30 protein-coding genes are annotated in these 23,996 nt (G+C 66.1%); 13 read left to right on the top strand and 17 right to left on the bottom strand.

The annotated features are described in order from the left end of the window. Positions 1-97 precede the first annotated feature (97 nt). The 14 genes from PV761_RS20635 to PV761_RS20700 all read right to left on the bottom strand — a co-directional run bounded on the left by PV761_RS20635 (position 98) and on the right by PV761_RS20700 (position 10,530). Entirely contained in the window at positions 98-439 is a 342-nt protein-coding gene (locus tag PV761_RS20635) for a hypothetical protein (protein ID WP_347899491.1), read from the bottom strand. 21 nt (positions 440-460) lie between these two features. Further along, entirely contained in the window at positions 461-2,065 is a 1,605-nt protein-coding gene (locus PV761_RS20640) for a radical SAM protein (protein WP_347899492.1), read from the bottom strand. Beyond that, the gene (locus tag PV761_RS20645; protein WP_347899493.1) at positions 2,062-2,337 is read right to left on the bottom strand and encodes a hypothetical protein; all 276 of its coding nucleotides are present in this window, start codon (positions 2,335-2,337) and stop codon (positions 2,062-2,064) included. Before PV761_RS20645 ends, PV761_RS20640 begins: the two co-directional genes overlap by 4 nt. A 110-nt stretch (positions 2,338-2,447) precedes the next feature. Further along, entirely contained in the window at positions 2,448-3,206 is a 759-nt protein-coding gene (locus PV761_RS20650; protein ID WP_347899494.1) for a prolipoprotein diacylglyceryl transferase family protein, read from the bottom strand. Positions 3,207-3,229: 23 nt separating this feature from the next. Beyond that, positions 3,230-4,519, bottom strand: a complete 1,290-nt coding sequence (locus PV761_RS20655) for a Y-family DNA polymerase (protein ID WP_347899495.1) — start codon at positions 4,517-4,519, stop codon at positions 3,230-3,232. A gap of 10 nt (positions 4,520-4,529) precedes the next feature. Beyond that, on the bottom strand, positions 4,530-4,961 hold the full coding sequence (gene umuD, locus PV761_RS20660; RefSeq protein ID WP_347899496.1) for a translesion error-prone DNA polymerase V autoproteolytic subunit: 432 nt from the start codon (positions 4,959-4,961) through the stop codon (positions 4,530-4,532). A gap of 171 nt (positions 4,962-5,132) precedes the next feature. Next, positions 5,133-5,651, bottom strand: coding sequence for a GNAT family N-acetyltransferase (locus tag PV761_RS20665; RefSeq protein ID WP_347899497.1), 519 nt, complete (start codon positions 5,649-5,651; stop codon positions 5,133-5,135). Between the two features lie 68 nt (positions 5,652-5,719). Next, positions 5,720-6,316 carry a dihydrofolate reductase family protein gene (locus PV761_RS20670; protein ID WP_347899498.1) on the bottom strand — a complete coding sequence of 199 codons (597 nt, stop codon included), beginning with the start codon at positions 6,314-6,316 and terminating at the stop codon, positions 5,720-5,722. A gap of 113 nt (positions 6,317-6,429) precedes the next feature. After that, positions 6,430-7,839, bottom strand: a complete 1,410-nt coding sequence (locus tag PV761_RS20675) for a rhodanese-like domain-containing protein (RefSeq protein ID WP_347899499.1) — start codon at positions 7,837-7,839, stop codon at positions 6,430-6,432. A gap of 171 nt (positions 7,840-8,010) precedes the next feature. Next, positions 8,011-8,373 (bottom strand): thioredoxin domain-containing protein, encoded by a 363-nt coding sequence (locus tag PV761_RS20680; protein WP_347899500.1) that lies wholly within the window; start codon positions 8,371-8,373, stop codon positions 8,011-8,013. An 11-nt stretch (positions 8,374-8,384) separates the two neighbouring features. Continuing rightward, positions 8,385-8,696, bottom strand: coding sequence for a rhodanese-like domain-containing protein (locus tag PV761_RS20685; protein WP_028270928.1), 312 nt, complete (start codon positions 8,694-8,696; stop codon positions 8,385-8,387). A gap of 34 nt (positions 8,697-8,730) precedes the next feature. Then, complete coding sequence (locus tag PV761_RS20690) at positions 8,731-9,072, bottom strand: rhodanese-like domain-containing protein (protein ID WP_028270927.1); 342 nt, start codon at positions 9,070-9,072, stop codon at positions 8,731-8,733. 46 nt (positions 9,073-9,118) lie between these two features. Beyond that, positions 9,119-9,877, bottom strand: a complete 759-nt coding sequence (locus PV761_RS20695) for a sulfite exporter TauE/SafE family protein (RefSeq protein WP_347899501.1) — start codon at positions 9,875-9,877, stop codon at positions 9,119-9,121. Then, positions 9,874-10,530 (bottom strand): rhodanese-like domain-containing protein, encoded by a 657-nt coding sequence (locus PV761_RS20700; RefSeq protein ID WP_347899502.1) that lies wholly within the window; start codon positions 10,528-10,530, stop codon positions 9,874-9,876. The genes PV761_RS20695 and PV761_RS20700 overlap by 4 nt, the downstream gene beginning before the upstream one ends. Before the next feature lie 130 nt (positions 10,531-10,660). Between PV761_RS20700 and PV761_RS20705 the strand changes: the two genes are divergently transcribed. The 7 genes from PV761_RS20705 (at position 10,661) to PV761_RS20735 (ending at position 15,549) form a co-directional block, all read left to right on the top strand. Beyond that, complete coding sequence (locus tag PV761_RS20705) at positions 10,661-10,918, top strand: metal-sensitive transcriptional regulator (protein WP_347899503.1); 258 nt, start codon at positions 10,661-10,663, stop codon at positions 10,916-10,918. A 61-nt stretch (positions 10,919-10,979) separates the two neighbouring features. After that, positions 10,980-11,399: a DUF302 domain-containing protein gene (locus PV761_RS20710; RefSeq protein ID WP_347899504.1), complete on the top strand. Its 420-nt coding sequence runs from the start codon at positions 10,980-10,982 to the stop codon at positions 11,397-11,399. A 167-nt stretch (positions 11,400-11,566) separates the two neighbouring features. Continuing rightward, a complete protein-coding gene (locus PV761_RS20715; RefSeq protein WP_231511214.1) occupies positions 11,567-11,836 on the top strand; it encodes a hypothetical protein in 270 nt (89 codons plus the stop codon). 249 nt (positions 11,837-12,085) lie between these two features. Continuing rightward, on the top strand, positions 12,086-13,375 hold the full coding sequence (locus tag PV761_RS20720; protein WP_347899505.1) for an MFS transporter: 1,290 nt from the start codon (positions 12,086-12,088) through the stop codon (positions 13,373-13,375). Positions 13,376-13,463: 88 nt separating this feature from the next. Continuing rightward, positions 13,464-14,750, top strand: a complete 1,287-nt coding sequence (locus tag PV761_RS20725) for an MFS transporter (protein ID WP_347899506.1) — start codon at positions 13,464-13,466, stop codon at positions 14,748-14,750. Next, positions 14,710-15,087: a metalloregulator ArsR/SmtB family transcription factor gene (locus tag PV761_RS20730; protein ID WP_028270919.1), complete on the top strand. Its 378-nt coding sequence runs from the start codon at positions 14,710-14,712 to the stop codon at positions 15,085-15,087. The genes PV761_RS20725 and PV761_RS20730 overlap by 41 nt, the downstream gene beginning before the upstream one ends. 219 nt (positions 15,088-15,306) lie before the next feature. Then, positions 15,307-15,549 (top strand): hypothetical protein, encoded by a 243-nt coding sequence (locus PV761_RS20735; RefSeq protein WP_347899507.1) that lies wholly within the window; start codon positions 15,307-15,309, stop codon positions 15,547-15,549. Here the strand turns inward: PV761_RS20735 and PV761_RS20740 are convergent. After that, complete coding sequence (locus PV761_RS20740) at positions 15,546-16,028, bottom strand: MarR family transcriptional regulator (RefSeq protein ID WP_347899508.1); 483 nt, start codon at positions 16,026-16,028, stop codon at positions 15,546-15,548. The two genes, PV761_RS20735 and PV761_RS20740, sit on opposite strands and share 4 nt — an antisense overlap. A gap of 126 nt (positions 16,029-16,154) precedes the next feature. On the opposite strand from PV761_RS20740, the gene PV761_RS20745 reads away from it, so the two are divergent. The 6 genes from PV761_RS20745 (at position 16,155) to PV761_RS20770 (ending at position 22,755) form a co-directional block, all read left to right on the top strand. Next, complete coding sequence (locus tag PV761_RS20745; protein WP_347899509.1) at positions 16,155-17,108, top strand: SDR family oxidoreductase; 954 nt, start codon at positions 16,155-16,157, stop codon at positions 17,106-17,108. A gap of 2 nt (positions 17,109-17,110) precedes the next feature. Continuing rightward, positions 17,111-18,004, top strand: coding sequence for an amidohydrolase family protein (locus PV761_RS20750; RefSeq protein WP_347899510.1), 894 nt, complete (start codon positions 17,111-17,113; stop codon positions 18,002-18,004). Between the two features lies 1 nt (position 18,005). After that, entirely contained in the window at positions 18,006-19,256 is a 1,251-nt protein-coding gene (locus tag PV761_RS20755) for an acyl-CoA dehydrogenase family protein (RefSeq protein ID WP_347899511.1), read from the top strand. Positions 19,257-19,343: 87 nt separating this feature from the next. Then, positions 19,344-19,799 (top strand): MaoC family dehydratase, encoded by a 456-nt coding sequence (locus tag PV761_RS20760; RefSeq protein WP_028270914.1) that lies wholly within the window; start codon positions 19,344-19,346, stop codon positions 19,797-19,799. 54 nt (positions 19,800-19,853) lie between these two features. Then, positions 19,854-21,179: an MFS transporter gene (locus PV761_RS20765; RefSeq protein ID WP_347899512.1), complete on the top strand. Its 1,326-nt coding sequence runs from the start codon at positions 19,854-19,856 to the stop codon at positions 21,177-21,179. 10 nt (positions 21,180-21,189) lie between these two features. Next, entirely contained in the window at positions 21,190-22,755 is a 1,566-nt protein-coding gene (locus tag PV761_RS20770; RefSeq protein WP_347899513.1) for a long-chain fatty acid--CoA ligase, read from the top strand. A 41-nt stretch (positions 22,756-22,796) separates the two neighbouring features. Here the strand turns inward: PV761_RS20770 and PV761_RS20775 are convergent, their stop codons facing one another. Continuing rightward, entirely contained in the window at positions 22,797-23,420 is a 624-nt protein-coding gene (locus PV761_RS20775) for a LysE family transporter (protein WP_028270908.1), read from the bottom strand. Between the two features lie 25 nt (positions 23,421-23,445). Further along, entirely contained in the window at positions 23,446-23,994 is a 549-nt protein-coding gene (locus tag PV761_RS20780; protein ID WP_347899520.1) for a dihydrofolate reductase family protein, read from the bottom strand. Positions 23,995-23,996: the final 2 nt, after the last annotated feature.

Below are 23,996 nucleotides of genomic sequence, written 5' to 3' on the forward strand. Positions count from 1 at the left end.
CGCACTGACCTACCGTGCCGGCGTCGTCCTCTACGCAGTCGTCATCTGGCTACGCCAATAAGGAGACACGCCCTAGCTGCCTAGGCCGGACGCCTGTTCAGAAGCCAAACAGCTGTGCCGCCAGCGCATAGATCCCCCACAGGCCGGCGGCCAGGAGAAGGCCCAGATAGCCGAGCACAAGCCTGGTGTCGCGGAGGTAGCAGTTCGACTTCTTCAGGCCCCTCCGGCGTGCTTTCCAGTAGCCCGCGAACCCGATGGCCGCGAACACGGCCAGGGCCACGGGGCCGGTCAGCCAGCCCAGCAACGCGATCGTGGCGAAGATGCAGAGGCGGAGCGGATCGAACGGGGCGGCATCCGGCGGGGCGCCGTCCCGGTGCGGCACCAGTTGCGATGGCAGCGGCCCGGCTGCGATGCGCCGGGCGTCCGAATCGGAACTCATCGTCATCCTCCCTAATTCGTCCTAGAGCTGGCGCACCGGGAGCAGCTGCTGACCCGTGGCAGTGCTCATCCGCTGTCTGGACAGGGCCGGCCACGCCTGCACTGCGCAGAAGGGGGCGCACTGGTGACCACCGGCGTCGCTCTTGGTTCCCACGTGGACACAGCACTGCGTGAGCCGTTCCTCGATCATTGTGGAAATATCCATGAACGGCTTCACCATGATGCGGGTGACGCGTTCAGCGAGGAGCCGGCGCAGCCGCTGCTGCTGGCCCGGGAGCTTGCCGGCCGCCAAGGTGGTGAGCGTGCCGATGCCGAGGTCGCACTGCGTGCAGATATTCTTCCAGAGGTCCGCTGTCCGCGGGTGGGACAGCGACGACTGTTCGCTCAGCAGGTCGAGCAGAGATGATTTCATGAGGTTGCGCAGTTCAAGCGGGATCGCGCTGTCGGCAATGCGGTTGGCGATGCTGTCCGGGTTGAGCTCCAGCCAGGCGAGCAGCTGGTCGTGCCCGATGAGGGCGGTCAGGGAGCGCCAGACCCCGGAGTCGTCCTTCAGCATGTAGCCCACGGACGCGCAGTGCGGATGCGAGCACGGAAGGGCCGTCAGGTCATGCCACGAGACCACGCCGTTGGTTTGCCCGGCCAGCCGGGCAAGGACGCCCGTGTGGGTGAGCCGGTCCAGGGGGTCGATGCCGTGGCCGCGTCCGGAACCGAACACGGGCTGCAGGGCGACTCCACCCACGAACGGGGTTTCCAGGGCGCGCATGACGACGTCACCCACCTCGCCGTCGTTGACGCCGAGGGTTGCCGTCATGGTCAGGGTGGTGAAGATGCCCGCCTCGGACAGGCGCGAGATTGCCGCATCCTTGTAGCGGGTCAGATCACCGCCGCGGTGGTGGATCGACGCCTCCTTGGAGGGGCCGTCGTACTGGAGGTACACCTCCACCCGGTCGCGATGCTTGGTCAGCAAGGCGAGCAGCTCGTCGTCGGTCGCGATCAACATGCCGTTGCTGTTCACCATGATCCGGACGATCGGCCGCGCGACGAGTTCCTCCAACAGCTCGGCGAGATGGGGGTAGAGCGTGGGCTCGCCGCCCGAGAGCATCAGCACGTCAATGCGACCGTTCTCCCGGGCAAGGCGTGCGTCGACGTTCGCGAGTACCTCGGTGAGGGGAGCCACCCCCTGCAACTGCGGGCCGGAGGAGGTGAAGCAGGTGGGGCAGCGCAGATTGCAGTGCTCGATGATGTCCTGCAGCAGGATGCAGGTGTGCTGTGTCTGCATGGCCGGAAGGCCATAGGCGTACGCCTCCGGTACCGGCCGGTAGTTGTCCGCCTGGTCGGGGATGTGCTGTTTGGTGGGTGCCTGCCACTTCTCCAGATACCTGAGGATTTCGGGGGATTCGTCGTACAGGGTGCGCACCAGGCCGTGGTCGGGGCAGCCGCGTTCGAGCCACACGCGGTCGTCACGGACAAGCAGCACCCCGGACAGGCGCCGCACCTGGGCGAGCGGCGGGTTTGTCTCGTGGCAGCGGGGGCAGAACGCCGTGACATACCGGTGGATGCGGTCACCGCGCAGCGGCTGGCCAGGGCCGGGCAGCGCCCGTCCCGAAGCAAAAGGTGACGGATTCATCTCAGGCCTCCCATCTGGGTTAGGGCGCCGACGCAGAGCCCGCCGCCCAACAGGACAAAAATTCCGAGGCCAATCAGAAGCCCCGCGCCGAAACGCGACGTCCGTCGCCGGACGGCCAGCAGGATGGCAACCAGCAAATAGAGGACGATCGGAATGAACGCGCCCAGGCCTCCGAGGCCGAAAGAGCCCAAAGCGTAGGGTCCGACGGCCATGAGGGATCCGACATAGACCACATAGAGCACCAAGGCGCCAAGGACGACGCCGAGCGCCATGGATCCTCCCGCCGGCTCCTGGGGCGTCCCATGCTTAGGCGGCGGAGGCGGAGGCGGAGGCGGAGATTGGTGCGGGGGCGGGTTCGGGGGAACGTCAGGGTTGTCCTCGCTCATGCCACTCTTCCTTTCAACTCAGGACGGACCGGTTTCCCGAACACCCGCCGCATGCGCCAGATCAACAGGGGCAGGACCGCCAGCAGGAACCATTGCGGGCGGCTCATTCCCAGCCAGAGCACCTCGTTGCCGCGGACAAACTCCACGCCGAACCTGACGAGCGCGTAAGCGGTCACGTAACAGATGAAGAGGTCACCGGGGTGTGCGAGGCGATCGCGAAAGCGCCACATGACGGCGAACGCGACAGCATGGAAGACGATTTCGTAGGCAAAGGACGGATGGAGCCCGGCCCCGGAGGGTCCGCCGAGCAGCGCAGCCTGCGCCGGGGTGAGGGCGATTCCCCAGGCGCCCCCGGTCGGAGTACCCGGCAGCTCCGTGAGGAGGCAGCCGACCCGTCCGAGGACCATCGCCAGTGCGACGGCGGGTGCGAGCAGGTCACCCGTGGACTCGCGGTAGCCTGTGAGCCGTTTGCCCAGATGGACGCCAAACCATGCACCCACCAGGCCTGCAAGGATGCTGCGGTCGCCGTTGCCCCACCAGTCCGCCAGGGAAACCTGCGTGGAAACATCCCACGTGAGGACGCGGGAGCCGATGGCTCCGAAGGCGACGGCGAAGCCCGCGATGGGCCAGAGGCGCGGATCGGTAAGTCCGCGGCGGCGCTTCTCATAGGCGTAAAACAACAGGGCTGCGACAATTCCCAGCCCTGTCAGAACGCCGTGCACAAGCCCATCTCCCGCGAAGGGAAGCCCGATCATGAGCAGAGTGTAACAGCGGGTACTCAGGCTGCTTTGACCACGGGAAGTTCATCCCAGTGAGTCGTGTATCTGGGTGAGAGCATGGTGCGCTGCATGGACCAGTCCGGGCCTCCGCGGATGCCGGCGTGGCCCAGCCCCACGGAACCCCTGCCGTACCGGCGGCTGACCTCTTCCAGCAGCGTTCCGATGCCGCGTTCCTCGTGGGGGTTCGCAAATGCCGGCAGCGGCGCCTGCTGACCCGTGGGCCTCAGGTCGGTGACCATGATGCCCGCACGGACGTACTTGGTGCCTTCCTGGATCCGGGGCAGCAGGGTGTGCGAGGCACGGGTCAGCAGCACGGGATCCGCGGTGGGCATGGGCAGCGTAACGCAGACGGTGGGGTAGGACGTGTCCCGGGGGTTGTAGTGCGACGTGCCGGCGAAGGCCGTGAGGACCTTGGCCTGCAGGCCGTGCTTGGCCAGGCGGGCGCTGGCCTGCTGGGCATAGACGCTCATGACCTGCCGAAGGTCCGCCGCGGTGGTGAGGGGCGTGGAGAACGACCGGCTGAAGATCAGCTGGTCACGTCCGATCCGCTCTTCCTCCAAGGGGATGCACGCGGTGCCCTGCAGTTCCAGGACAGTGCGCATCAGCACCACTGAGAAGCGGTCCCGGATCCTTACGGGATCGGCGCGGGCGAGGTCCAGGATGGAATGGATGCCCATGCCGTTCAGGCGTTTGGTGAGCCGGCCGGCCACGCCCCAGAGCTCAATGACGGACAGCCGGGCCATCAGCGCTTCGCGGGCAGGCGCCGGCATGGCGTCCCAATGGCATACGCCGCTGAGGCCGGGGTTGTTCTTGGCCCATTTGTTGGCCAGCTTCGCGAGGGTTTTGGTGCCGGCAATCCCCACGCAGACCGGGACCCCCACGTTGCGCCGGACAACGGCCTTGATGGTCTGGCCGAGCCGCAGGAGTTCGTCCGGAGTGCCTTTGACGCCCAGGAAGGCTTCATCGATGCTGTAGACCTCAAGCCAGGCCGAATAGCGGCCCAGAAGCTCCATGACCCGGGCGCTGATGTCCCCGTAGAGCTCATAATTACTGGATTTTGCCACCAGCCCCCATTCCTTGGCACGCGGAGCGATCTTGAACCATGGTTCCCCCACGCTGATTCCAAGTGCCTTGGCTTCCGGGGACCGGGTGACCGCGCAGCCGTCGTTGTTGGACAGGACGACCAGCGGGCGGCCTTCCAGCGACGGGTCGAATGCCCGTTCCGCCGATGCGTAGAAGCAGTTGACGTCCACCAAGGCGATCTGCCGGATCGTGTCCGTTGCCCGCATGTCCCGCGCACTAGACACGGTGCAGGCACCGCGTGGCCACGCCCCAGATGACCAGGTCAGACAGCGCTGGAACGCGGAGGTCCGGATAGCGGGGGTTGTCCGCCTGAAGCAGCACTCCGGAGGCTGTGATCCTGAGCCGTTTGATGGTCAGCTCGCCGTCCAGGACGGCGATGACCACTGAACCGTCCTTGGGGCGGAGGGCGCGGTTGACGATCAGTTCGTCGCCGTCGCTGATCCCGGCCCCTTCCATCGAATCCCCGGACACCCGAACGATATAGGTGCTGGTGATGTCCTTGATGAGGTGTTCATTGAGGTCGATCCTGCCGTCAAAGTAGTCCTGCGCCGGCGAGGGATAGCCCGCTGCGACCGGCACTGGAGAGATCAGCACTGACAGCAGGGACGTGCCCGCATCTATCACACGGGGACCGATAACTATGCCCACAACACACCTTTATTCGAATATATGTTCGATAGATTCAGTGTAGACCCTGGCCCTGACATTGGATATTTCCGCCCTCTGCGCCAGGTGCCGTTCCTCCGACGTGGTTCCACGCGTTGAAGCTGAAGGCTGCTTGGATCACAGGCCCCTCCAGTTCACTCCAGGTGCGTCCGGTTAGGCGGTGTCGATCCAGTAGCGGCGCTTACCGTTACGCGTGTCTTCGTAGGCGCCGCCGTTCTTTTCGATGGTCGCCCGGGAACCTGCGTTACTGACATCGCAGGTGAGAAGAACCCGGGGGATTCCCAATTCCCGGGCGATCGGCAGGGCGTCGGCCAGCGCACTGGCTGCGTGGCCGCGACGCCTGGCGGACGGCCGTACGCTGTAGCCGATGTGCCCGCCCTCGTTGAGGAGGAAATCGTTCAGTTCGTGCCTGATGGCGAGCGAGCCAAGGAACGTGCCGCCCTCTACGATCCACAAGTATGTGCAGGGCACGTGCCCGGTCTTCCGCGGAGTCTCCGGCAATGCATCCTTGACGAGCGCGTCGACAAAGCGGCGGAACACCCCGGCCTCCCTGAGTTCTTCCAGGGGCCAGTCCTCCGCGCCGCCGCCGTCCCGGCGGGCGCCGCCGAATTCTGCGGATCCTTCCAGCCAGGAGGATTGGTAACTGACGTCCGGAGCGATAAGGAGAGGCATCACAAGATCGTATTCGAAGGGCACTGCAACATCCGCCAACTGGCGTCCGGAGATTACGGGCCAGCGCTTCAGTGGCTTACCCGGTAACGCACGTGGGTGACGAGGCTGGTCCCGCCCACTTCGGTCGGCTCCAGCTTGAGGTTCCCGACGCCGTCCAGCAGCCGCTCGCCTGCTCCCAGGATGATCGGCGCGATGTGGAGCCGCAGCTCGTCGATCAGCCCCGCTGAAAGGTACTGGCGGGCGGTCTGTGCTCCGCCGGCAATGGCGATGTCCTTGCCGCCGGCGGCCTTCCGCGCCTGGTCCAGGGCCGATTGGATCCCGTCGGTCACGAAGTTGAACGTGGTGCCGCCCTGCATTTCCAGGGGCTCGCGTGGATGATGCGTGAGTACGAATACCGGTGCGTGATAGGGCGGCTCCTCGCCCCACCATCCGCGCCAGTCCTCACTCCACGCCCCGGGCCCGGGGCCTGCGAACATGTGCCGTCCCATGATGAAGGCGCCCGCGGCGAGGATGCCTTCGCGCGCCGCTGCGTTGGACTCGGCCTCTTCGAACTGCCACCTGTGCAGGACCTCTCCGCCCTCGCCGAGCGGTTCCGCCAGGCTTTGGTTCGGTCCGGCGAGGAAGCCGTCAAGGGAGATGGTCAGATCGCATGTGACTTGGCTCATTCGCCCATGCTACTGGCGGGTTCCAGTAGACGCGATGGTGTCCCCGCGGAAAAGGCCCCCGCCCGGAAAATATCCGTGCGGGGGCCTTCGGCGGTTCCGGCCGGGCGCCGGGTTTAGCGGGCCGAAGCCGACTGCAGCGACGCTTCCCGGGCGGCCCAGGCGGCGTAGCTGCCGTCGAGCTCCACGACGTCGTACCCGGCGTGGCGCAGCGTGCTGGCCGCCACCGAGCTGCGGACGCCGCTCTGGCAGTAGGTCACGACGGTGCCGCCGGTGGGGAGCTGGTCCAGGTTCCACAGGACCCGGCCCCCGCTGAGCTGTTTGGATCCGGGGATGTGCCCGGCCGTGTGTTCGGTGCGGTTGCGGACGTCGAGGACAACCGCGGCGTCGAAGCCTTCGAGTTCCTCGGGCTGGATCAGGCGCGGTGTGGCTGCGGGCAGGCCGTCGATGCTAGTGACGTAGCCGCCCACGTTGTCGATACCGACGCGGACCAGGTGGTCCCACATCTCCTGCGCCTGCTCTTGTCCCGACGCCAGCAGCACCAGCGGGCGGCTGTCCCGTTCAGGGTCAACGGCCCATGCTCCGAAGCTCGCAACGGACTTGCCGGCGGGGATGTTCAGGGCGCCCGCTACGGTGCCCTGGTGCACCTCGGTGTTGGGGCGGGTGTCCACGAAGGTCACCTTGTTCGCCGCCAGGTCGCGGACGACGGCGGCGGTGTCCAGTTCCGTGAGCGGGGCGCGTTCGCCCATGACGGCGGGGCCCTGGCGGTTTTGGCGCTTCATGCGGCCGAAGTAGGCGTGCGCGTCAGGCTGTCCGTCGAGCAGTTCGTCGATGAAGCCCTGCTCGTCGTTGGCGGCCAGGTAAGGGCCCCACCACGCGTACAGCCGCTCGTAGCCGACCGTCGACGACGGGATGGCGCCGAGGGCCTTGCCGCAGGCGCTGCCGGCGCCGTGCCCCGGGTAGACCTGGACGAAGTCCGGCAGCGTGAGGAACTTGTCACGCAGGCTGGTAAACAGCTGCCTGGCGCCTTCGAAGCGGGTGTCCACGCCACCTGCGGCCTCGTCCAGGAGATCGGGACGGCCAAGGTCACCGGAGAATACGAAGTCCCCGGAAAGCAGGTAGCCGGGTTCGGAGCTGAACGCGCCGTCCGTGATCAGGAAAGACAGGTGTTCCGGCGTGTGCCCCGGGGTGTGGAGCGCCTGGACGGTGATGTTGCCGATGGTGATCTTGCTGCCGTCGAACAGGCGCTCGCCGTCGAATTCGTACTGCCAGTCCGGGCCGCCTTCGCCGGAGACGTAAATTTTGGCGCCCGTTGCGGCAGCCAGTTCGCGGGTGCCTGAGAGGTAGTCGGCGTGGATGTGGGTCTCCGTGACAGCCACAATCTTCATGCCGTTGGCCGCGGCGAGGGAGCGGTAGGTGTCGATGTCGCGGCGGGCGTCGACAACAACTGCCTCACCCTTCCGCTGGCAACCGATGAGGTAGCTGGCCTGGGCGAGGTCTTCATCGTAGATGCGCTCGAGAAGCATGGGGTTCTCCTTCGTGAAAGTTTGAGGGGTTCCTGGCTGGTTCCCCGTTGGTCTACTCAAAATCATAATACCCCTGGGGGTATATGCAAAACGGTCTGCCGCCGTGGTTCCTTGACCCTCAGCGGGTTGCGCGGGTACGTAAAATACTGCGCATCGGCTGACGGCTATTCGTCAGGACTGCTGCTGCGCCGCCTGCGCACGGACTGCGGCCATGTCCAGGTTCTTGATGCCTTGGATCACCTGTTCCAGCCCTGCCGCGTTGAGGGCGCCCGGCTGGGAGAAAACCAGCGTCCTGTCCCGGAAAGCCATCAGCGTGGGGATGGACGTGATGCCGGCAGCGGCCGCGAGGCCTTGCTGCGCTTCCGTGTCCACCTTGGCAAAGGTGACGTCCGGGTGCTTCCGGGAGGCGGCATCGTAGGTGGGGGCGAACATGCGGCAGGGGCCGCACCAGGCGGCCCAGAAATCAATGAAGACAATGTCGTTGTCCTCAAGCGTCCGGGCAAGCGATTCTTCCGTGATGTCGATGGTTGCCATGGCTGAATTCCTTACTTGTGGCTGGTGGAGCGGGTGGGGAGTCCTGCGCGGCTCCATGCGATCATGCCGCCGGTCATCGTGTCCGCGCTGAATCCGGCGGCATTGAGGGCATCTGCCACCCGGGCGCTGCGGTTGCCGCTGCGGCAGACCACAATGACCTGAACATTGGGGTCCAGCTCGGACAGGCGGGCCTGCAGCTGCCCCATGGGGATGTGCAGGGCTCCAGGGATCATGCCTTCGATGACTTCGAAGTCTTCGCGGACGTCGAGGATTTGGGCGCTGGCGCGCTGCAGCTCGGTTTCGGTGACGGTAATTTCTGCCACGGCGGGGTTCCTTTCCGGAGTGTGGGTTGAGTGTTCAGCGGACCGGTTCGCCGGCCTGGCGCCAGGCCCCGATGCCGCCGCGGAGCGAATACGCTTCGTAGCCCTGGCTGGCGAGCAGCCGCGCGGCTGACGCCGAACGGACTCCCGACTGGCACATCGCGACGACTGGCCGGCCCTTCTGCAAGCCGGCTGCGCCGGTCTGCAGCCTGTCCAGGGGCAGGTGCTTGGCCTGAAGTGCGTGTCCGCTCCGCCATTCCTGCGCGGAACGGACGTCAATCAGTACCGCCCGGGATGCGAGGAGCTCCTTGGCTTCGGCCACTGAGACGGTTTTATAGGGTTTGCTGAAAGCCTTCTTCAGCGAGTTGATGAAGCCCATTCGGGTACTCCTTTTGCGGGACGGGGGCCGGATCGGCGGATGCCGGTCAGGCTGTGACGGTGCTTGCCGTAACCCAGGCTGCGACGGCGAAAATCAGAACAGCAAACGAGACGCGGACGTGCCTGTCCTTGAGGAAACGGGCCAGGCGCGCTGCGGCGAGTGAGCCCAGGATTGCGGGGACCGTGAAGGCCAGGACCGTTGACCACTCGATGGTGAAGCCGGCGGCGTGGGCCCCGAAGCCTGCCGCGGAGTTGATGACAATGATGGCCAGGGACGATGCGACGGCCTGCTTCATGCGCAGCCCCAGGAAGAGGGTGAGGGCCGGCGTGATGAGAAATCCGCCGCCGACTCCCAACAATCCGGTGAGGAAGCCGACCAGCAGTCCGACTCCGACCGCCTTGGGGGCGCAGGAGCGGAAGGCCCGGGCGGGTCCGGTGCTGCAAGTTCCCTCTACTTCGCTGGTGCGCATCAGCATGCGGATGCCGGCAACCACCATGATGCCCGCGAATGCGAGCATCAATACGTTCGGATCCAGGAGGCGACCCACGGCCGCGCCTCCCCACGCCGCCGGAATGCCGGCGGCGCCGACCAGTAGGACAACGGGCCAGTTGATGCCTTCGCGGAACCGGGGCAGGAGTGCCGCCAGCGAAGAGAGGCCGACTACCAGCAGGGAGGTAGGGATGGCCTCCGCGGGGCTCAGGCCCACTCCGTAGACCAGGGCAGGGACGGCGATGATGGACCCGCCGCCCCCGACCACCCCGAGCACAATCCCGACGAGCAGCCCCAGTGCCAAGGCTGGAATCATGCCGCCTGTGTCCGGCCCTGATCGGTCTGCTCCACCGCGGCGGGCAGCTGCAGGATGGCGGATTCGCGGGTGGGCTCCTTCGCCGCCCTGTTCCATGGCATAGCCGAGATCGCCTGGCCCATGGCGCAGGTATTGGTCGCGGCCGAGAAGGTCAGGTCCGTGCCGATGGCGCCCGCGAGCAGTCGGATCTTGGGCGAGACGAATTTCCCGCCGGCCAGTCCCAGCACCACCAGGGACCCGGCAGCGAGGCGGACCTGGCGCTCCAGGTCCCAGCGGGCCTTGCCGCGGACAACATCGCCGCCGGCGGCCGCGAAGCCCGGCACGCCGCCGGTCAGGACATAGGCGGTGCCGATGCCTGCTCCGCCGAGTCGCTGCCGTGCCTGCTCTGCCCGTGCGCCTGACTGGCAGACGAGAACAACGCGGCTTCCGAGGCGGGCGGCGAGTTCGTCGGTGTGCTCGGAAAGCAACGGAAGCGGAACGTTGTAAGAACCGCGGATGTGCAGGGACTCGAATTCTGCGGCCGAGCGTACGTCGATCACCACGAGGTCCTTGTGTTCCTGAAACCAGCTCTGCAGCGTTTGCGGGTCCAGGGCGGTGACTGAGGGGGCAGCTGGTGAAGCGGAGGGGGAAGCGGAGGCGGAGGGGCGTGTCATGGATGTCCTTTCAAAGCGAATCAGCCGAAAGCTGGATACCCCACCGAGTATTACAGATACCCCCAGGGGTAGTCAAAAACACCCCCGGGGGTATAGTCTTGGACTCAAGCAACCCCTTATCGGAGGCATCATGGAACTCGATTCAACCGACCTCATCCCGGTCATCAACCGGCTCAAGCGAGCCCAGGGGCAGCTGTCCGCGGTGACCCGAATGCTGGAAGAAGGGCGCGACTGCAAGGACATCGTCACTCAACTCGCTGCCGTCTCGAAGGCGCTGGACCGTGCGGGATTTGCCATCATTGCCAGCGGCCTTGAGCAATGCATCGTCCGCAAGGACGCAAGCATGAACACCAAGGACCTGGAAAAGCTCTTCCTGTCCCTGGCCTGACCCGCATTCAAGCCGCCAACCGCCGATGCAAAGCCATTCGTCAAAAAAAATAGGAGACCCCATGACCTACACCCACACTGTCACCGTCCCGCTGTCCTGGAGCGACGCCGTCGAACGGACGCGAGAAGCGCTCGCAGGACAAGGTTTCGGCATTCTGTCCGAGATCAATGTCCGGGCGACCTTCGAGACCAAGCTCGGCGCCGAAGCCGCCGACGCGCTTGGCGACTACGTCATCCTGGGTGCCTGCAACCCTGCCCTGGCCAGCCGTGCGCTTGCCGCCGAGCCGGACCTTGGCGCGCTGCTGCCGTGCAATGTGGTGGTGCGCCGCGGCAAGGATGCGGAGGTGACCACCATCCAGGCCATAGATCCGCAGACCATGGTGCAGCTCAGCGGCAGTCCGGAGGTGCAGGACGTGGCAAACGACGCCGACGCCCGGCTGCGCGCCGCGCTGGCCGCCCTGGAAGCGCAAAGGGCAGTGTAGGCGGCGGCGAAAAGGCTCGGGAACGGCGGGCCAGGGCGTGGGTCGAGGTTATTTTGGTCACGCTTTCTGCGTCCTGCCGGGATCCTGCATTCGCTGCCTTCATACTGAGATTGACGCGGTGATGTCCGGCGCCAAACGAGTCAGGAGGAAGAGCATTGAACACTGTGATGACCGTAGTGACAAACGAGTATTTCCCTGCTGCGGCGGTGCTCTTTGGTGTAGTGCTTTTCTGGACGGTCGCCTTCTTCGGCGGCCTGTCACTTCTCAGCACGAACCAGCCGCCCATTGCAACACTCACGTGGCTGCTCTTCGTCTACGCCGCCGCCGTCCTGTCGCCGCTCGCGGGACTCCTGGCCATGGTTGACCTCGTCCGCCGCTGGTGGCGGAACCGCTCCGCCCGTGCAGCCGGCCGCGTGGCCGGGACCAAGTCTGCCTGACGGAACCGAGGGAAAACGGGTAGCGTCCACTCGCACGCGGCGGGGCGTAATCTCCTAAAATTGTTATGGGGCCGGCGGCGAAAAGCCCGCTGAGACCCGGGCTGTCCCCAGTCGCCGTCGGCCCTTTCGAACGGCGTGATTACGCTGTGGGGCGGGATGCCCGGCGGTCGCGCGGCGCCAATTCTCCTTCGCTGCTCACCTCCGCTGCGCGCACAGTCAGTGGGCTGCCCCATCCCCAGGAACTAAACCATGACATCCGGAAGTCCCTTCCCGCAGCGGCGCCCCCGCACCAGTGATGCGATAACCCTGGGCCTGCGGCAGAACCTTGCCCAGTTCATGATGCTGGTGGCAGTCAATGCCCTGGTTGGCGGAACGCTGGGGCAGGAGAGGACCGTGCTGCCCCTGCTTGCAGGAGAAGTCTTCAAGCAGGACCTGTACACCAGTGCCTTGACTTACATCCTGGCGTTCGGCGTGGCCAAAGCCGCCACCAACTACTTCGCCGGCACCTTGTCAGACCGTTACGGCCGCAAGCCGGTCCTCGTGGCAGGCTGGCTGATCGCGCTGCCCGTGCCGCTGATGCTGATCTTCGGGCCGTCGTGGGGGTGGATCGTGGCGGCCAACGTAGTCCTCGGCATCAGTCAGGGACTGACCTGGTCCACCACGGTGATGATGAAGATGGACCTCGTGGGCCCCTCTCGCCGCGGCCTGGCGATGGGCCTCAACGAGGCGGCCGGCTACCTCGGCGTCGCCGGGACCGCACTGGCCACCGGCTACATCGCCTCCACCTACGGGCTGCGTCCGGGCCCCTTCCTGCTGGGCGCTGCGTTCATCGCCGTCGGCCTGGGCCTTTCCGTGTTCTCCGTGCGGGAGACCCATCACCACGCCAGGGCCGAGGCCGTCGGCCACGTGGCAGTCCATGAGGGGGCGCACGCGCAGCTGGGCAACCGTGAAGTGTTCACGCTGACAAGCTTCCGCGACAGGTCGCTATCGTCCGTGAGCCAGGCGGGCATGGTGAACAACCTCAATGACGGCCTGGCCTGGGGCCTGTTCCCCGTCCTCTTTGCGGCCGCCGGATTGACGATTGAACGCATCGGCATCCTCGCGGCCGTGTACCCGGCCGTATGGGGTGCCGGCCAGCTGGTGACTGGCGCGCTGTCGGACCGGATCGGACGCAAGCCCCTGATCGTCGGCGGCATGCTGGTGCAGGCAATCGCCCTTGGCATGGTGGCCTTCGGTGCAGGCTTCGAAACCTGGCTGGCCGCGGCGGTGTTGCTTGGCGCGGGCACTGCCATGGTCTACCCGACATTGCTTGCCGCAATCGGCGACGTTGCCCACCCCGAATGGCGGGCCAGGTCGGTGGGGATCTACCGGCTGTGGCGCGACGGCGGTTTCGCCGTCGGTGCCCTGTTGTCCGGAATCATCGCCGATGCCTTTGGCATTCCCGCGGCGGTCGCCGTCGTCGCCGTCCTGACCGGGGTTTCCGGGATTGTGGTCGCTGTCCGGATGCGCGGCGGCGATCACAAGCCCGTGTCCCGCTAGGCCGGTCCTTGAGGCGGGTGTTCCCGCGGCCGCAGGGCTAGACTTCAAGTGTGCACACTGGTGCACGTGTGCACTTGAGGAATTTGAAATGCTGACGGCCCTTCGGAACAGAGTCTTTGCGCGAATGTTCGGCGCCCAGATCGTAGCCCTGGCGGGGACGGGCCTGCTGACCATCGCCCTGGGGCTACTCGCCTATGATCTTGCCGGAAGCCACGCCGGGGCCGTCCTGGGAACTGCCCTCACCATCAAAATGCTGGCCTATGTTGGCCTCGCCCCGGTGATCACCGCCCTCGTGGCCCGCCTGCCGAAGAAGCCGGTGCTGATCGGGGCTGACCTGGTCCGGGCGGCCATGGCCCTGTGCCTGCCGTTCATCACGGAAACGTGGCAGATCTATGCGGTGATCTTCCTGCTTCAGTCCGCGTCCGCAACATTCACCCCGGCGTTCCAGTCGTTGATCCCGCTCATCCTGAAGGATCCCCGGGACTACACCTACGCCCTTTCGCTGTCCCGGCTCGCCTACGACATGGAAGCCCTGGTCAGCCCGGCCGCGGCAGCGATGCTGCTGACCGTGATGAGTTACCACGAGCTGTTCATCGGCACTGTGGCCGGGTTCCTGATCTCCGCGACCCTGGTTGCCGTTACGGCCGTACCCCGGCCCGGGGCGCCCGGTGAACCCCGGCCGTCCTTGTGGCACCGGACCACCCTGGGAACGCGGATCTTTTGGCGCCACCGGAGGCTGAGGTCCCTGCTGGCACTGAACCTGGCGGTGGCCGCGCCGACAGCCCTCGTGCTGGTCAATACCGTGGTCTACGTCCGGGACGTTCTGCACCGTCCCGGATCCGATCTCGCCGTCGCCCTCGCCTGCTTCGGTGCCGGGTCCATGGCTGTCGCCCTGACCGTCCCGAGGATCCTGGACCGCTTCGGCGATCGTGCCGTCATGCTGACCGGCGCCGCCCTGATTCCGCCGGCGCTGGCCGGCGCCGCCGCGGTGATGTTCCTGGCATCGGAGGGCGCGGCCTGGTGGCCGCTGCTGGGGCTATGGGTTGTGCTCGGAGCCGCCACGTCCGCCGTCACCACCCCGTCCTCCCGCTTGCTACGGGAAGCTGCCACGGAGAACACGCTCCCGTACGTTTTCACGGCCCAGTTCTCGCTCTCCCACGCCTGCTACCTCCTCAGCTATCCGGTGGCGGGCTGGATCGGCGCTGCCGCCGGGTTGGGCTGGGCTGCCGCGGCGCTGACAATCCTTGCGATACTTGGCAGTGCAGGAGCCTTCCTGTCCTGGCCCCGGAAGACCGCTTCCGGGCCGGGCGACGCCGTCACCGAGGAGCAGGCCATTGAGCAGCCAGCCGAGCAGTCCGTTCAGCGCCGGCACTGATGGGCCCTCGCTCGTCCACCCCGTGACACCCGGCACGGAGCTGCTGGAAAATGCCGCCGCCACGCTGCGGATGCTGGCCGAACCCACGCGCCTGCATCTGCTGTGGCAGCTTGCGCAAGGCCCCCGGAGCGTCACCGAACTCACGGATGCGGCCGCTGTTCCGCGGACGGTGGTCAGCCAGCACCTGGCCAAGCTGAGGCTCAGCGGGATGGTGAACGCGCGGAAGGACGGCCGGCATGTCATCTACTCGCTGCACGACGGACACCTCGTCCGGCTGATCCGGGAGACCATCAACCACGCGGACCACCGGACCACGGGCGAACCCCTCCACGACTAACCCATCCAGGACTAAACCCTCCACGACTGACCCGCGATCGGCCGCGGCGACAGCGGGCAATTTTGGGGCTAATGGACCGTGTTCCCGGGGGCCGGACTGCGGTATTCTGGCCTCGGGTTATGCAGGCAGCCTCCGGATTCTTTGCTGAGGATTTCCCATGGGCCCAAAACTCCGCGCCGTCTTCGCACCCGCTGCCACGGATCCCCCTGCGGGCGCCGCATGAGCGCGAACAGCGGCCGCCTCGCCGGCATTGCCGAGCGGCGCATCTTCAAGTCCTACGCCTCCTTGTCGTCAGTTCCCACCGGAGAGCTCGAGGCACTGGCCTGCCTGCTGAGGAACGGCGACAACACGCCGGGCCCGAACCATGCCGGGCTGGTGTGGCCGGTGGTCCTGGCCGAGCTGGCGCGCCGGAACGGTGCCGAACACCGGAGGCACTCCCGCCCTGACGATCCGGGCCACTAAGGCAATCCGGCACCCCACAGCGCTTTGCGCAGCAGCGCCTTGAGCTGCGCCGACTCTTCCGCCGGCAGTCCTTCCAGCACTTCCGCCTCAGCCCGCCGCGCAGCGTCGCCGGCCCGCTGCAGCAGCTTTCCACCCTTGGCGGTGGCCGTCACGGTCTTTGCCCGGCGGTCCAGCTTTCCCGGAGCCCTCGCCACGAGGCCCCGCTTCTCCAGCTCATCCACCAGGGCCACAATCTGGCTGGGATCCAGGCTGAGGAAGTCCGCCATTTCGCGCTGCGTCGGTTCCAGCCCGCTGTTTGCCAGGATCAGGACCGAGTACGAACGCTCCTTGAGGTCGAATTCGGCCAGTGCCCTGTTGTTCAGGACGGACCCCACGGCGTGCAGCTTGGCCAGGAGAAATCCCAGGTCCTGGCTGATGGAAGCGGCCACAAGTTTGTGGGCCTGTTCGGTCCGCTGACCGCCCTGTGTCTCGATCGTCATGGCCGACTCCAATAATCCTCAAAATAAATCGTTGACATTTTCAACTATCCATAATTTCATGGATACCAGAACAGCATCCCACGTCGAGAGCCGGGATGCACAAGGTCAGCTAGCAAAGGAGCAGCCATGAGCCTGTCAGGCAAAGTAGCAATCGTCACCGGAAGCGGCCGCGGCCTGGGTCTGTCCTACGCCCGGGAACTCGCACGGCAGGGCGCCGCCGTCGTCATCAATGACGTCGACGCAACGGTTGCCGGGGAGGCAGTGGCGCTCATCGAAGCCGACGGCGGGAAGGCCGCCGCCGTCGTCGCGCCCGTCGGCAACACGGACGTGGCCCGCCAACTGGTGCAGGCAGCCGTGGAAAACTTCGGCCGGCTCGACATCCTGGTCACCAACGCCGGGATCCTGCGGGACAAGTCACTGCTGAAGATGACCGACGACGATTTCGACGCCGTCATCAACGTCCACCTCCGCGGCACCTTCACCTGCGCCCGGGAAGCGTTCGCCTACTTCAAGGAGAACGGCATCGCCGGCCGGATCATCACCATCGGCTCGCCCACCGGGCAGCGCGGCAACTTCGGCCAGACCAACTACGCCGCGGCCAAGGCCGGCATCGTGGGCATGGTCCGCACCTGGGCCCTGGAAATGAAGAAGGCAGGCGTCACCGCCAACGCCGTCATCCCCGTGGCGGCGACGGCCATGACCAAGACCGTCCCCTACTTCCAGAAGGCGGTCGAGGCAGACGAGCGCGGCGAGGCCATGCCGGCCTTCTTCCGCCACGAACTCGGTTTTGGAACGGCCGACGACGTCTCCGGACTTGTCGCGTTCCTCGCCTCCGATGAGGCGGCCGGCATTACCGGCCAGGCCATCGGCGCCGGCGGCGACCGGCTGCAGCTCTGGACCCACCCCGAGGCCGCGGCCACCGAATACCGCGAGGGCGGCTGGCGCTACGAGGACCTCGTGGCGAACTTCGGCCCGCTCTTCGGCGGCAAGCTGCAGAGCGTGGGCGAGGAATTCCTGCCGCTGCCCGAGGACCTGAAACCGGAAGCACAGCCCGCCGCAGCTCCCGTGAAGGTGGGCTAGCGATGGCTGCCACCCGCTACGAGCTCGGCATCGACGCCACGAAGCTCGACGCGATCGACATGCACGTCCACCTCGAAGTGGACGGCCACGGCCACGAATCACTCCCGCACGAGCTGACGGAGGCTTCGGCCAAATACTTCAAGTCCGAGGACCGCACGCCGTCGCTGGACCGCATAGCCGAGGTCTACCGGGAACTAAACATGGCCGCCGTCGTGTTCACCGTGGACGCCCGCACCCAGCTCAAGCACGAACCGAACAGCATCGAGGACCTGATCGCCGGAGCGGCCAGGAACAACGACGTGCTGATCCCCTTCGGCAGCGTGGATCCGCGCACGGGGGCCGAGGCCATCCAGGGTGCCAAGCGCCAGGCCATCGACCTGGGCGCCCGCGGGTTCAAGTTCCATCCCAGCCTGCAGGGCTTCGACCCCTCCAACGAGCAGTTCTATCCCCTCTGGGGCACCCTCCAGGAACTGGGCCTGCCGGCCATCTTCCACACCGGCCAGAACGGCATGGGCGCCGGCCTTCCCGGCGGCTACGGCATCAAGCTGGCCTACTCCAACCCGCTGCTGCTGGACGCAGTGGCCGCGGACTTCCCGGAACTGCAGATCATCATGGCCCATCCCTCCGTGCCCTGGCAGGACGAGGCCAACTCCATCGCCACGCACAAGGCCAACGTGTTCATCGACCTCTCCGGCTGGTCGCCCAAGTACTTCCCGGAGTCCCTGGTGCGGATGTCCAACTCGGTGCTGCAGGACAAGGTCCTGTTCGGCACCGACTTCCCGCTCATCACGCCGCAGAAGTGGCTGGGCGCGTTCGCGGACCTCCCGCTCAAGGACGAGGTCCGGCCCAAGATCCTCAAGCACAACGCGGTACGCCTGCTCGGACTGGACGGCTGAGATGAGCGCCTCCACCGCTGAGCAGGCCACCGCAGCCGAAAAGGCCCCTCCTGCCGACCAGGCCCGGCTTTACGGCGTCTGCGATTACTACGACGCCGAGTCCCTCCTCACCGAGGCCGAGCGGCGTGTCCTGGGCAGGCTTCGCAGCTTCCTCGACCGCGAAGCGCAGCCCCTGCTGGCCGATTACTGGGAACGGGGCGAGTTCCCCGCCCAGCTCGCGCAGCCCCTGATCGACCTGGACCTGATGGAACCCGCGGAACTCACGGGCGCCCCGGACGCAATAAGCAATCCCGCCCGCGGCATCTACCAGGGTTTCCGGATCTTCGAACTGGCCCGCACCGACGCCTCGCTGGCCACCTGGTACACCTCCCAGGCCGGACTCTTCCGCACGGCCATCCGGGTGGGTGCCTCGCCGGAACAGCAGGCCGAGTGGATGCCGAAGGTGGTCGACTTTTCGCTCAAGGGGGTCTTCTCGCTCACCGAGCCCGACTCCGGTTCGGACATCGCCGGCGGCCTGTCCACGACAGCCCGCCGGGAAGGGGACTCCTGGATCCTGGACGGTGCCAAACGCTGGATCGGGGGTGCGGTCAGCGCTGACGTGCTGGCAGTGTTCGCCCGCGACACGGCCGACGGCCAGGTCAAGGCCTTCCTGGTGGACCGCGCGGCGGCCGGCGTGACGCTGGAGAAGATCCACGGCAAGACGGCGCTGCGGATGATGCAGAACGCCCACATCAGCCTCCACGGCGTCCGCGTGCCGGAATCCATGCGGCTGCACAACGTGGACTCCTTCAAGGATGTGGCCGCGATGCTCCGGGCCATGCGTTCGGATGTTGCCTGGATTGCCACCGGCATCCAGGCCGGTGCGTTCGAAGCCGCCCTGCGCTACGTGACCGAACGCCGGCAGTTCGGCCGCCAGCTGGGATCCTTCCAGCTGGTCCAGGAAAAGCTGGCCAGGATGCTCGGCAACGTCACATCGTCCCTGTCCCTGGTGGTCCGGCTGACCGAACAGCAGTCCCGGGGCATCTACCGGGACCAGGACTCCGCGCTGGCCAAGATGCAGACGTCCCTGCTGATGCGCGAAACCGTGGCCCTGGCCCGCGAAGTGGTGGGCGGCAACGGCATCACGCTCGAAACCGACGTCGCCCGGTTCCACGCCGACGCCGAAGCTGTCTACTCCTACGAAGGAACCCACGAAATCAACGCACTCATCGTGGGCCGCGCCCTCACCGGCGAAAGCGCCTTCACCCGCTAAACCACAACAGCAACTGAAACCCGACGGCGGAAGCACCGCACCGCCGTCGTACTTCCGCAACTCCAAAAACCACACCAGGAGGCACACATGCCCAATCTCGTCGTCGACTTCGACAAACTGCTCACCCTCGCCGGGACCGACCTCGGCGTGACCGAATACCGCGAAATCACCCAGGAACAGATCAACAAATTCGCCGACGCCACCGGCGATGACCAGTGGATCCACGTGGACCCGGAACGCGCCAAGGACGGTCCGTTCGGCGCCCCGATCGCCCACGGCTTCCTCACGCTCTCGCTCATCATCCCGTTCTGGGGCGAGCTGTTCGACGTCGACGGCGTCACCACCAAGGTGAACTACGGCCTGGACAAGGTCCGCTTCACCTCACCGGTGAAGGTGGGCTCGCGGATCCGCATGCAGGCCACCATCGCCGAGGTCACCGAAGTCAAGGGCGGCGCCCAGATCAAGGTGTCAAACACCATCGAGATCGAAGGCCAGGAACGCCCCGCCGTCGTGGCCGAATTCCTGGCCCGCTTCTACAAGTAAGCCGCTACTACCAGCAACACCACCACCCCCGTCCCTCCTTCCCAAGGAACAGCCATGTCAGGACACACCACGCTCGCGCCAGCGGGTACGGCCGCGAAGCGCAAGGAAGCGCGCACGGTCATCATGTCCAGCTATCTGGGCAGCACCATCGAGTTCTACGACTTCCTGCTGTATGCCACGGCCGCTGCCGTGGCCTTCCCCAAGGTCTTTTTCTCCGGCATGGATGACTGGGTGGGCGTCGTCGCCGCCTACGCCACGTTCGCCGCCGGCTACGTCGCCCGCCCCCTCGGCGGCATCATCTTCGGCCACTTCGGAGACCGCGTGGGCCGCAAGGGCATGCTCATCGTCTCCATGGCCGTGATGGGAATTGCGTCCACGCTCATCGGCCTGATCCCCGGCGCCAGCTTGATCGGGCCCTGGGGCGCCGTCATCCTCGTGTTCCTGCGGGTCTGCCAGGGAATCGCCGTTGGCGGCGAGTGGGGCGGTGCCGCGCTGATGGCCCTGGAACACTCTGATCCCAAACGACGCGGCTTTGCAGCCTCCTTCGTCAACGCCGGTGCCCCCACCGGAGCCGTGCTCGGCACGGTGGTGATGGGGCTCTTCTCCGCCTTGCCGCAGGAGGCCTTCCTGGCCTGGGGCTGGCGCGTGCCGTTCCTGCTGTCCTTCGTGCTCCTGATCGTGGGCATGTTCGTCCGGCTGCGGGTTTCCGAGAGCCCCATCTTCGCCGAGGCAGTGGCCAAGGAAAGCATGCAGGGCACCAAACGCAAGATCCCGCTGATCGAAGTGCTCCGCCGTCCCAAAGCGCTGATCATGATCATGTTTGCCGGTGCTGCGGGCTTCGGCCTGCAGGTGGTGCTGCCCACCTTCTCCATCACCTACGCGGTGTCCAAGGGGGCCCCGCAGCAGGGCGTGATGTACGCGTTCGCCGGAGCCTCGGCCATCTCCATCCTCTTCGTCCTGCTCGGCGGACGGCTGTCCGACCGCTTTGGACGCCGGCCCGTGATGGTGGCCGGACTGGCACTGTTCACCGTCTACCTGTTCCCGATGTTCGGAATGCTGGGCTCCGGGAACGTCGGCCTGGTCTTCCTGGCCTTTACCGTGGCCCTGGTGCTGCATTCGAGCCTGTACGGACCGCTGGCGGCGTTTGTCTCGGAGCAGTTCGGCACCACCTCCCGCTACACCGGCGCGGCGGTGGGCTACCAGCTGGCCACCCTGATCGGCGCGGGCTTCACACCGGGCATCGTTGCCGGCCTGTACAAGGATTCCGGGCAGAGCATCGTCCCGGTGGTGATCTTCCTGTCCGTCATGGCAACGGTTTCCATTGTCTTCATCCTGCTGACGCGGGAGTCTAAGAACAACGACCTCACTGCGGTCGATTAGGAGCACAAACATGGACAACAACGGAGTTGGATCCTGGCTGCACCGCCGCCGCCGGAAGTCCGGACCCAAGACGGCCCTCGTCTCGGCGGGCCGTGCCGTCAGCTACGAGGAGCTCGCCGGGCGCACGGACCGGCTGGCCAACGCCTTGGGCAGCAGGGGAGTGGCCAAGGGCGACCGGGTGGCCTATCTCGGCGAGAACGATCCGTCCTTCGTGGAAACCTTCTTCGCGTGCGGGCTGCTCGGCGCCGTCTTCGTCCCGCTGAACACCCGGCTGGCAGCTCCCGAGCTGCAGTTCCAGCTGCAGGACTCCGGAGCGCGGCTGCTGGTGAATGCCGGCGCGCTCGAACCCCTGGCGGCAGCGTCCGCCGCCGGCACCGCGGTGACGCACCGCTTTGTTGTGGTGCCCGGCGGCGGCACTGAAGGTTCCGTGGCGGAGCTGCCGTCCGGCGTCGAACGCTATGAAGCGGTGCTTCACGCGGCAGCCGCGACGCCGCGGGATGAGGCCGTGACCTTGGACGACGCCGCCATGATCCTCTACACCTCAGGCACCACCGGCAGGCCGAAAGGTGCGTTGCTGACGCACGGCAACATCACCTGGAACTGCTTCAACACCGTGGTTGACATGGACCTGAACCGGAATGATGTGGCGCTGATGATCTCGCCGCTGTTCCATGTGGCGTCACTGGATATGGGCCTGTTGCCGATGCTTCTCAAGGGTGCCACGGTGGTGCTCGAAACTCGGTTCGATGCCGGCCGGGTGCTTGGGCTGATCAGTCAGCACAGGGTCACCACCCTGAACGGCGTTCCCACCACGTTCCAGATGCTCTGCGACCATCCGGACTGGCCGACGGCGGACCTCGGCTCACTGGACAAGCTCACCTGCGGCGGGTCGGCCATTCCACGCCGGGTGCTGGACGCCTACGAGGACCGCGGCATCGGCTTCACCAGCTGCTACGGCATGACCGAAACCGCGCCCGGGGCCACCATGCTGCCTGTGGCGCGGTCCAGGGAAAAGGCGGGCTCCGCGGGCCTGCCGCACTTCTTTACGGACGTCCGCATCGCCGATCCCCTGGGCGGATTGGCAGGGGTGGGGGAAGTGGGGGAGATCCAGATCTCCGGGCCCAACGTCATCAGGGAGTATTGGAACCGCCCCGATGCCACCGCGGAAAGCTATGCGGATTCCAGCTGGTTCCGCTCCGGCGACCTGGGTTTCCAGGACGGGGAAGGCTTCCTGTTTGTCTCGGACCGCATCAAGGACATGATCATTTCCGGCGGCGAAAACATCTATCCGGCGGAAGTGGAGGCAGCCATCTCCGAACTGGACGCTGTGGCCAGCGTGGCGGTGATCGGAGTCCCGGACGAGAAATGGGGAGAGGTTCCCCGGGCGGTGGTAACCCTTCGAGAGGGTGCCCAGCTGAGTGAAGAGCAGCTTCGCGCGCATCTGGACGGCAGGCTTGCCCGCTACAAGATCCCCAAATCAGTGGTGTTCGTGGACGAGATGCCCCGGACTGCCAGCGGGAAGATCCGGAAGACGTACCTGCGGAAACTCACCCCGGCGAACGGACAGCTGCAGTAGCGCGAACGGACAGTTGAGGCCCCCGCTTTTGCAGCGGGCCGCTAGTGGATCAGCGCCAGCATGACGCCCACGGCCACGAAGAGCACCCCGAACGTCCGGTTCAGGATCTTCTGCCCGTGGGCGTTGTGCGTGAACCGCTGGAAGGACTTGGCCGCGGCGGCAAAGAAGAACCACATGACCAGGATGTCAATGACAACCACCGTGGCAGTCAGCACCAGGTACTGGGGCAGCAACGGCTGCTCCGGCCTGATGAACTGCGGCATAAACGCCAGGAAGAAGACCACGGCCTTGGGGTTCAGCAGGTTGACCCACAGGCCGCGGCGGAACATGGAAGCGGCCGGCTCATTGCGCAGTTCGGCCGCTTTCTCCTGGTCCAGGTCCGGCTTGTGCAGGAACTGGCGGATGCCGAGGTAGACCAGATACGCGGCGCCGGCGTAACGGATCACGTTGAACGCCACGGGTGAACTGGCAACCAGGACGCCCACGCCCAGGGCCACGATCAGTACGTGCACCACCAGCGCGGCCTGCTGGCCCAGGATTCCCCAGATGGATCGCCGGAAACCCGAGTTCAGCGAGTTGCTCATGGTGTTGATGGCACCCGCTCCGGGCGTAAAGCTGATCAGGACGCCGGCGCCGGCCAGGGCCAGCCAAAGGGAGGGTTGCACCCACACAGTTTAGTGGGGCTTGGCTTCAGGGCCGGACACCGTAGCTGAGGATCATGTTGCCCTTGCTGGTGCGTTCGGAATCCTGCAGTTCCAGCCGTGTCACCGGATCGCCGTCCTCGAACAGCTTCCGTCCGCTTCCGGCAATGACCGGGTGCACCATGAGCATCAGCGAGTCGAGGAGGCCGGCGAACAGGAGCTGCCGCGTCAGCGAGATGCTGGCGAACACGGCGATCTCGCCGCCGTCGCCTTCCCTGAGGCCAGCGACGAACTCCTCCAGCGGGGCATCCATCAGCCGGGAATTCTGCCACTCGAGCTCACCCGAAAGCGTCCGGGAGGCTACGAACTTCGGCAGCTTGTTGATGAACTCGCCGAAATCGGCGTCGCCGGCCGCGCCGGGCCAGTAGCTGGCCCATTGCTCGTAGCCCACCCGGCCCAGGAGCCCCGTTTCCACCCGGGCCATCATCTGCTGCATACCAGCACCGAGTTCCTCGTCGAAACTGTCGAACTGCCAAAGGTTGGGCGACTCAACCACGCCGTCCACGGAGTAAAACAGGCCTGCCGTCACTTTGCGCATGG

Source organism: Arthrobacter sp. CC3, from assembly GCF_039907775.1.
Taxonomy (GTDB): domain Bacteria; phylum Actinomycetota; class Actinomycetes; order Actinomycetales; family Micrococcaceae; genus Arthrobacter.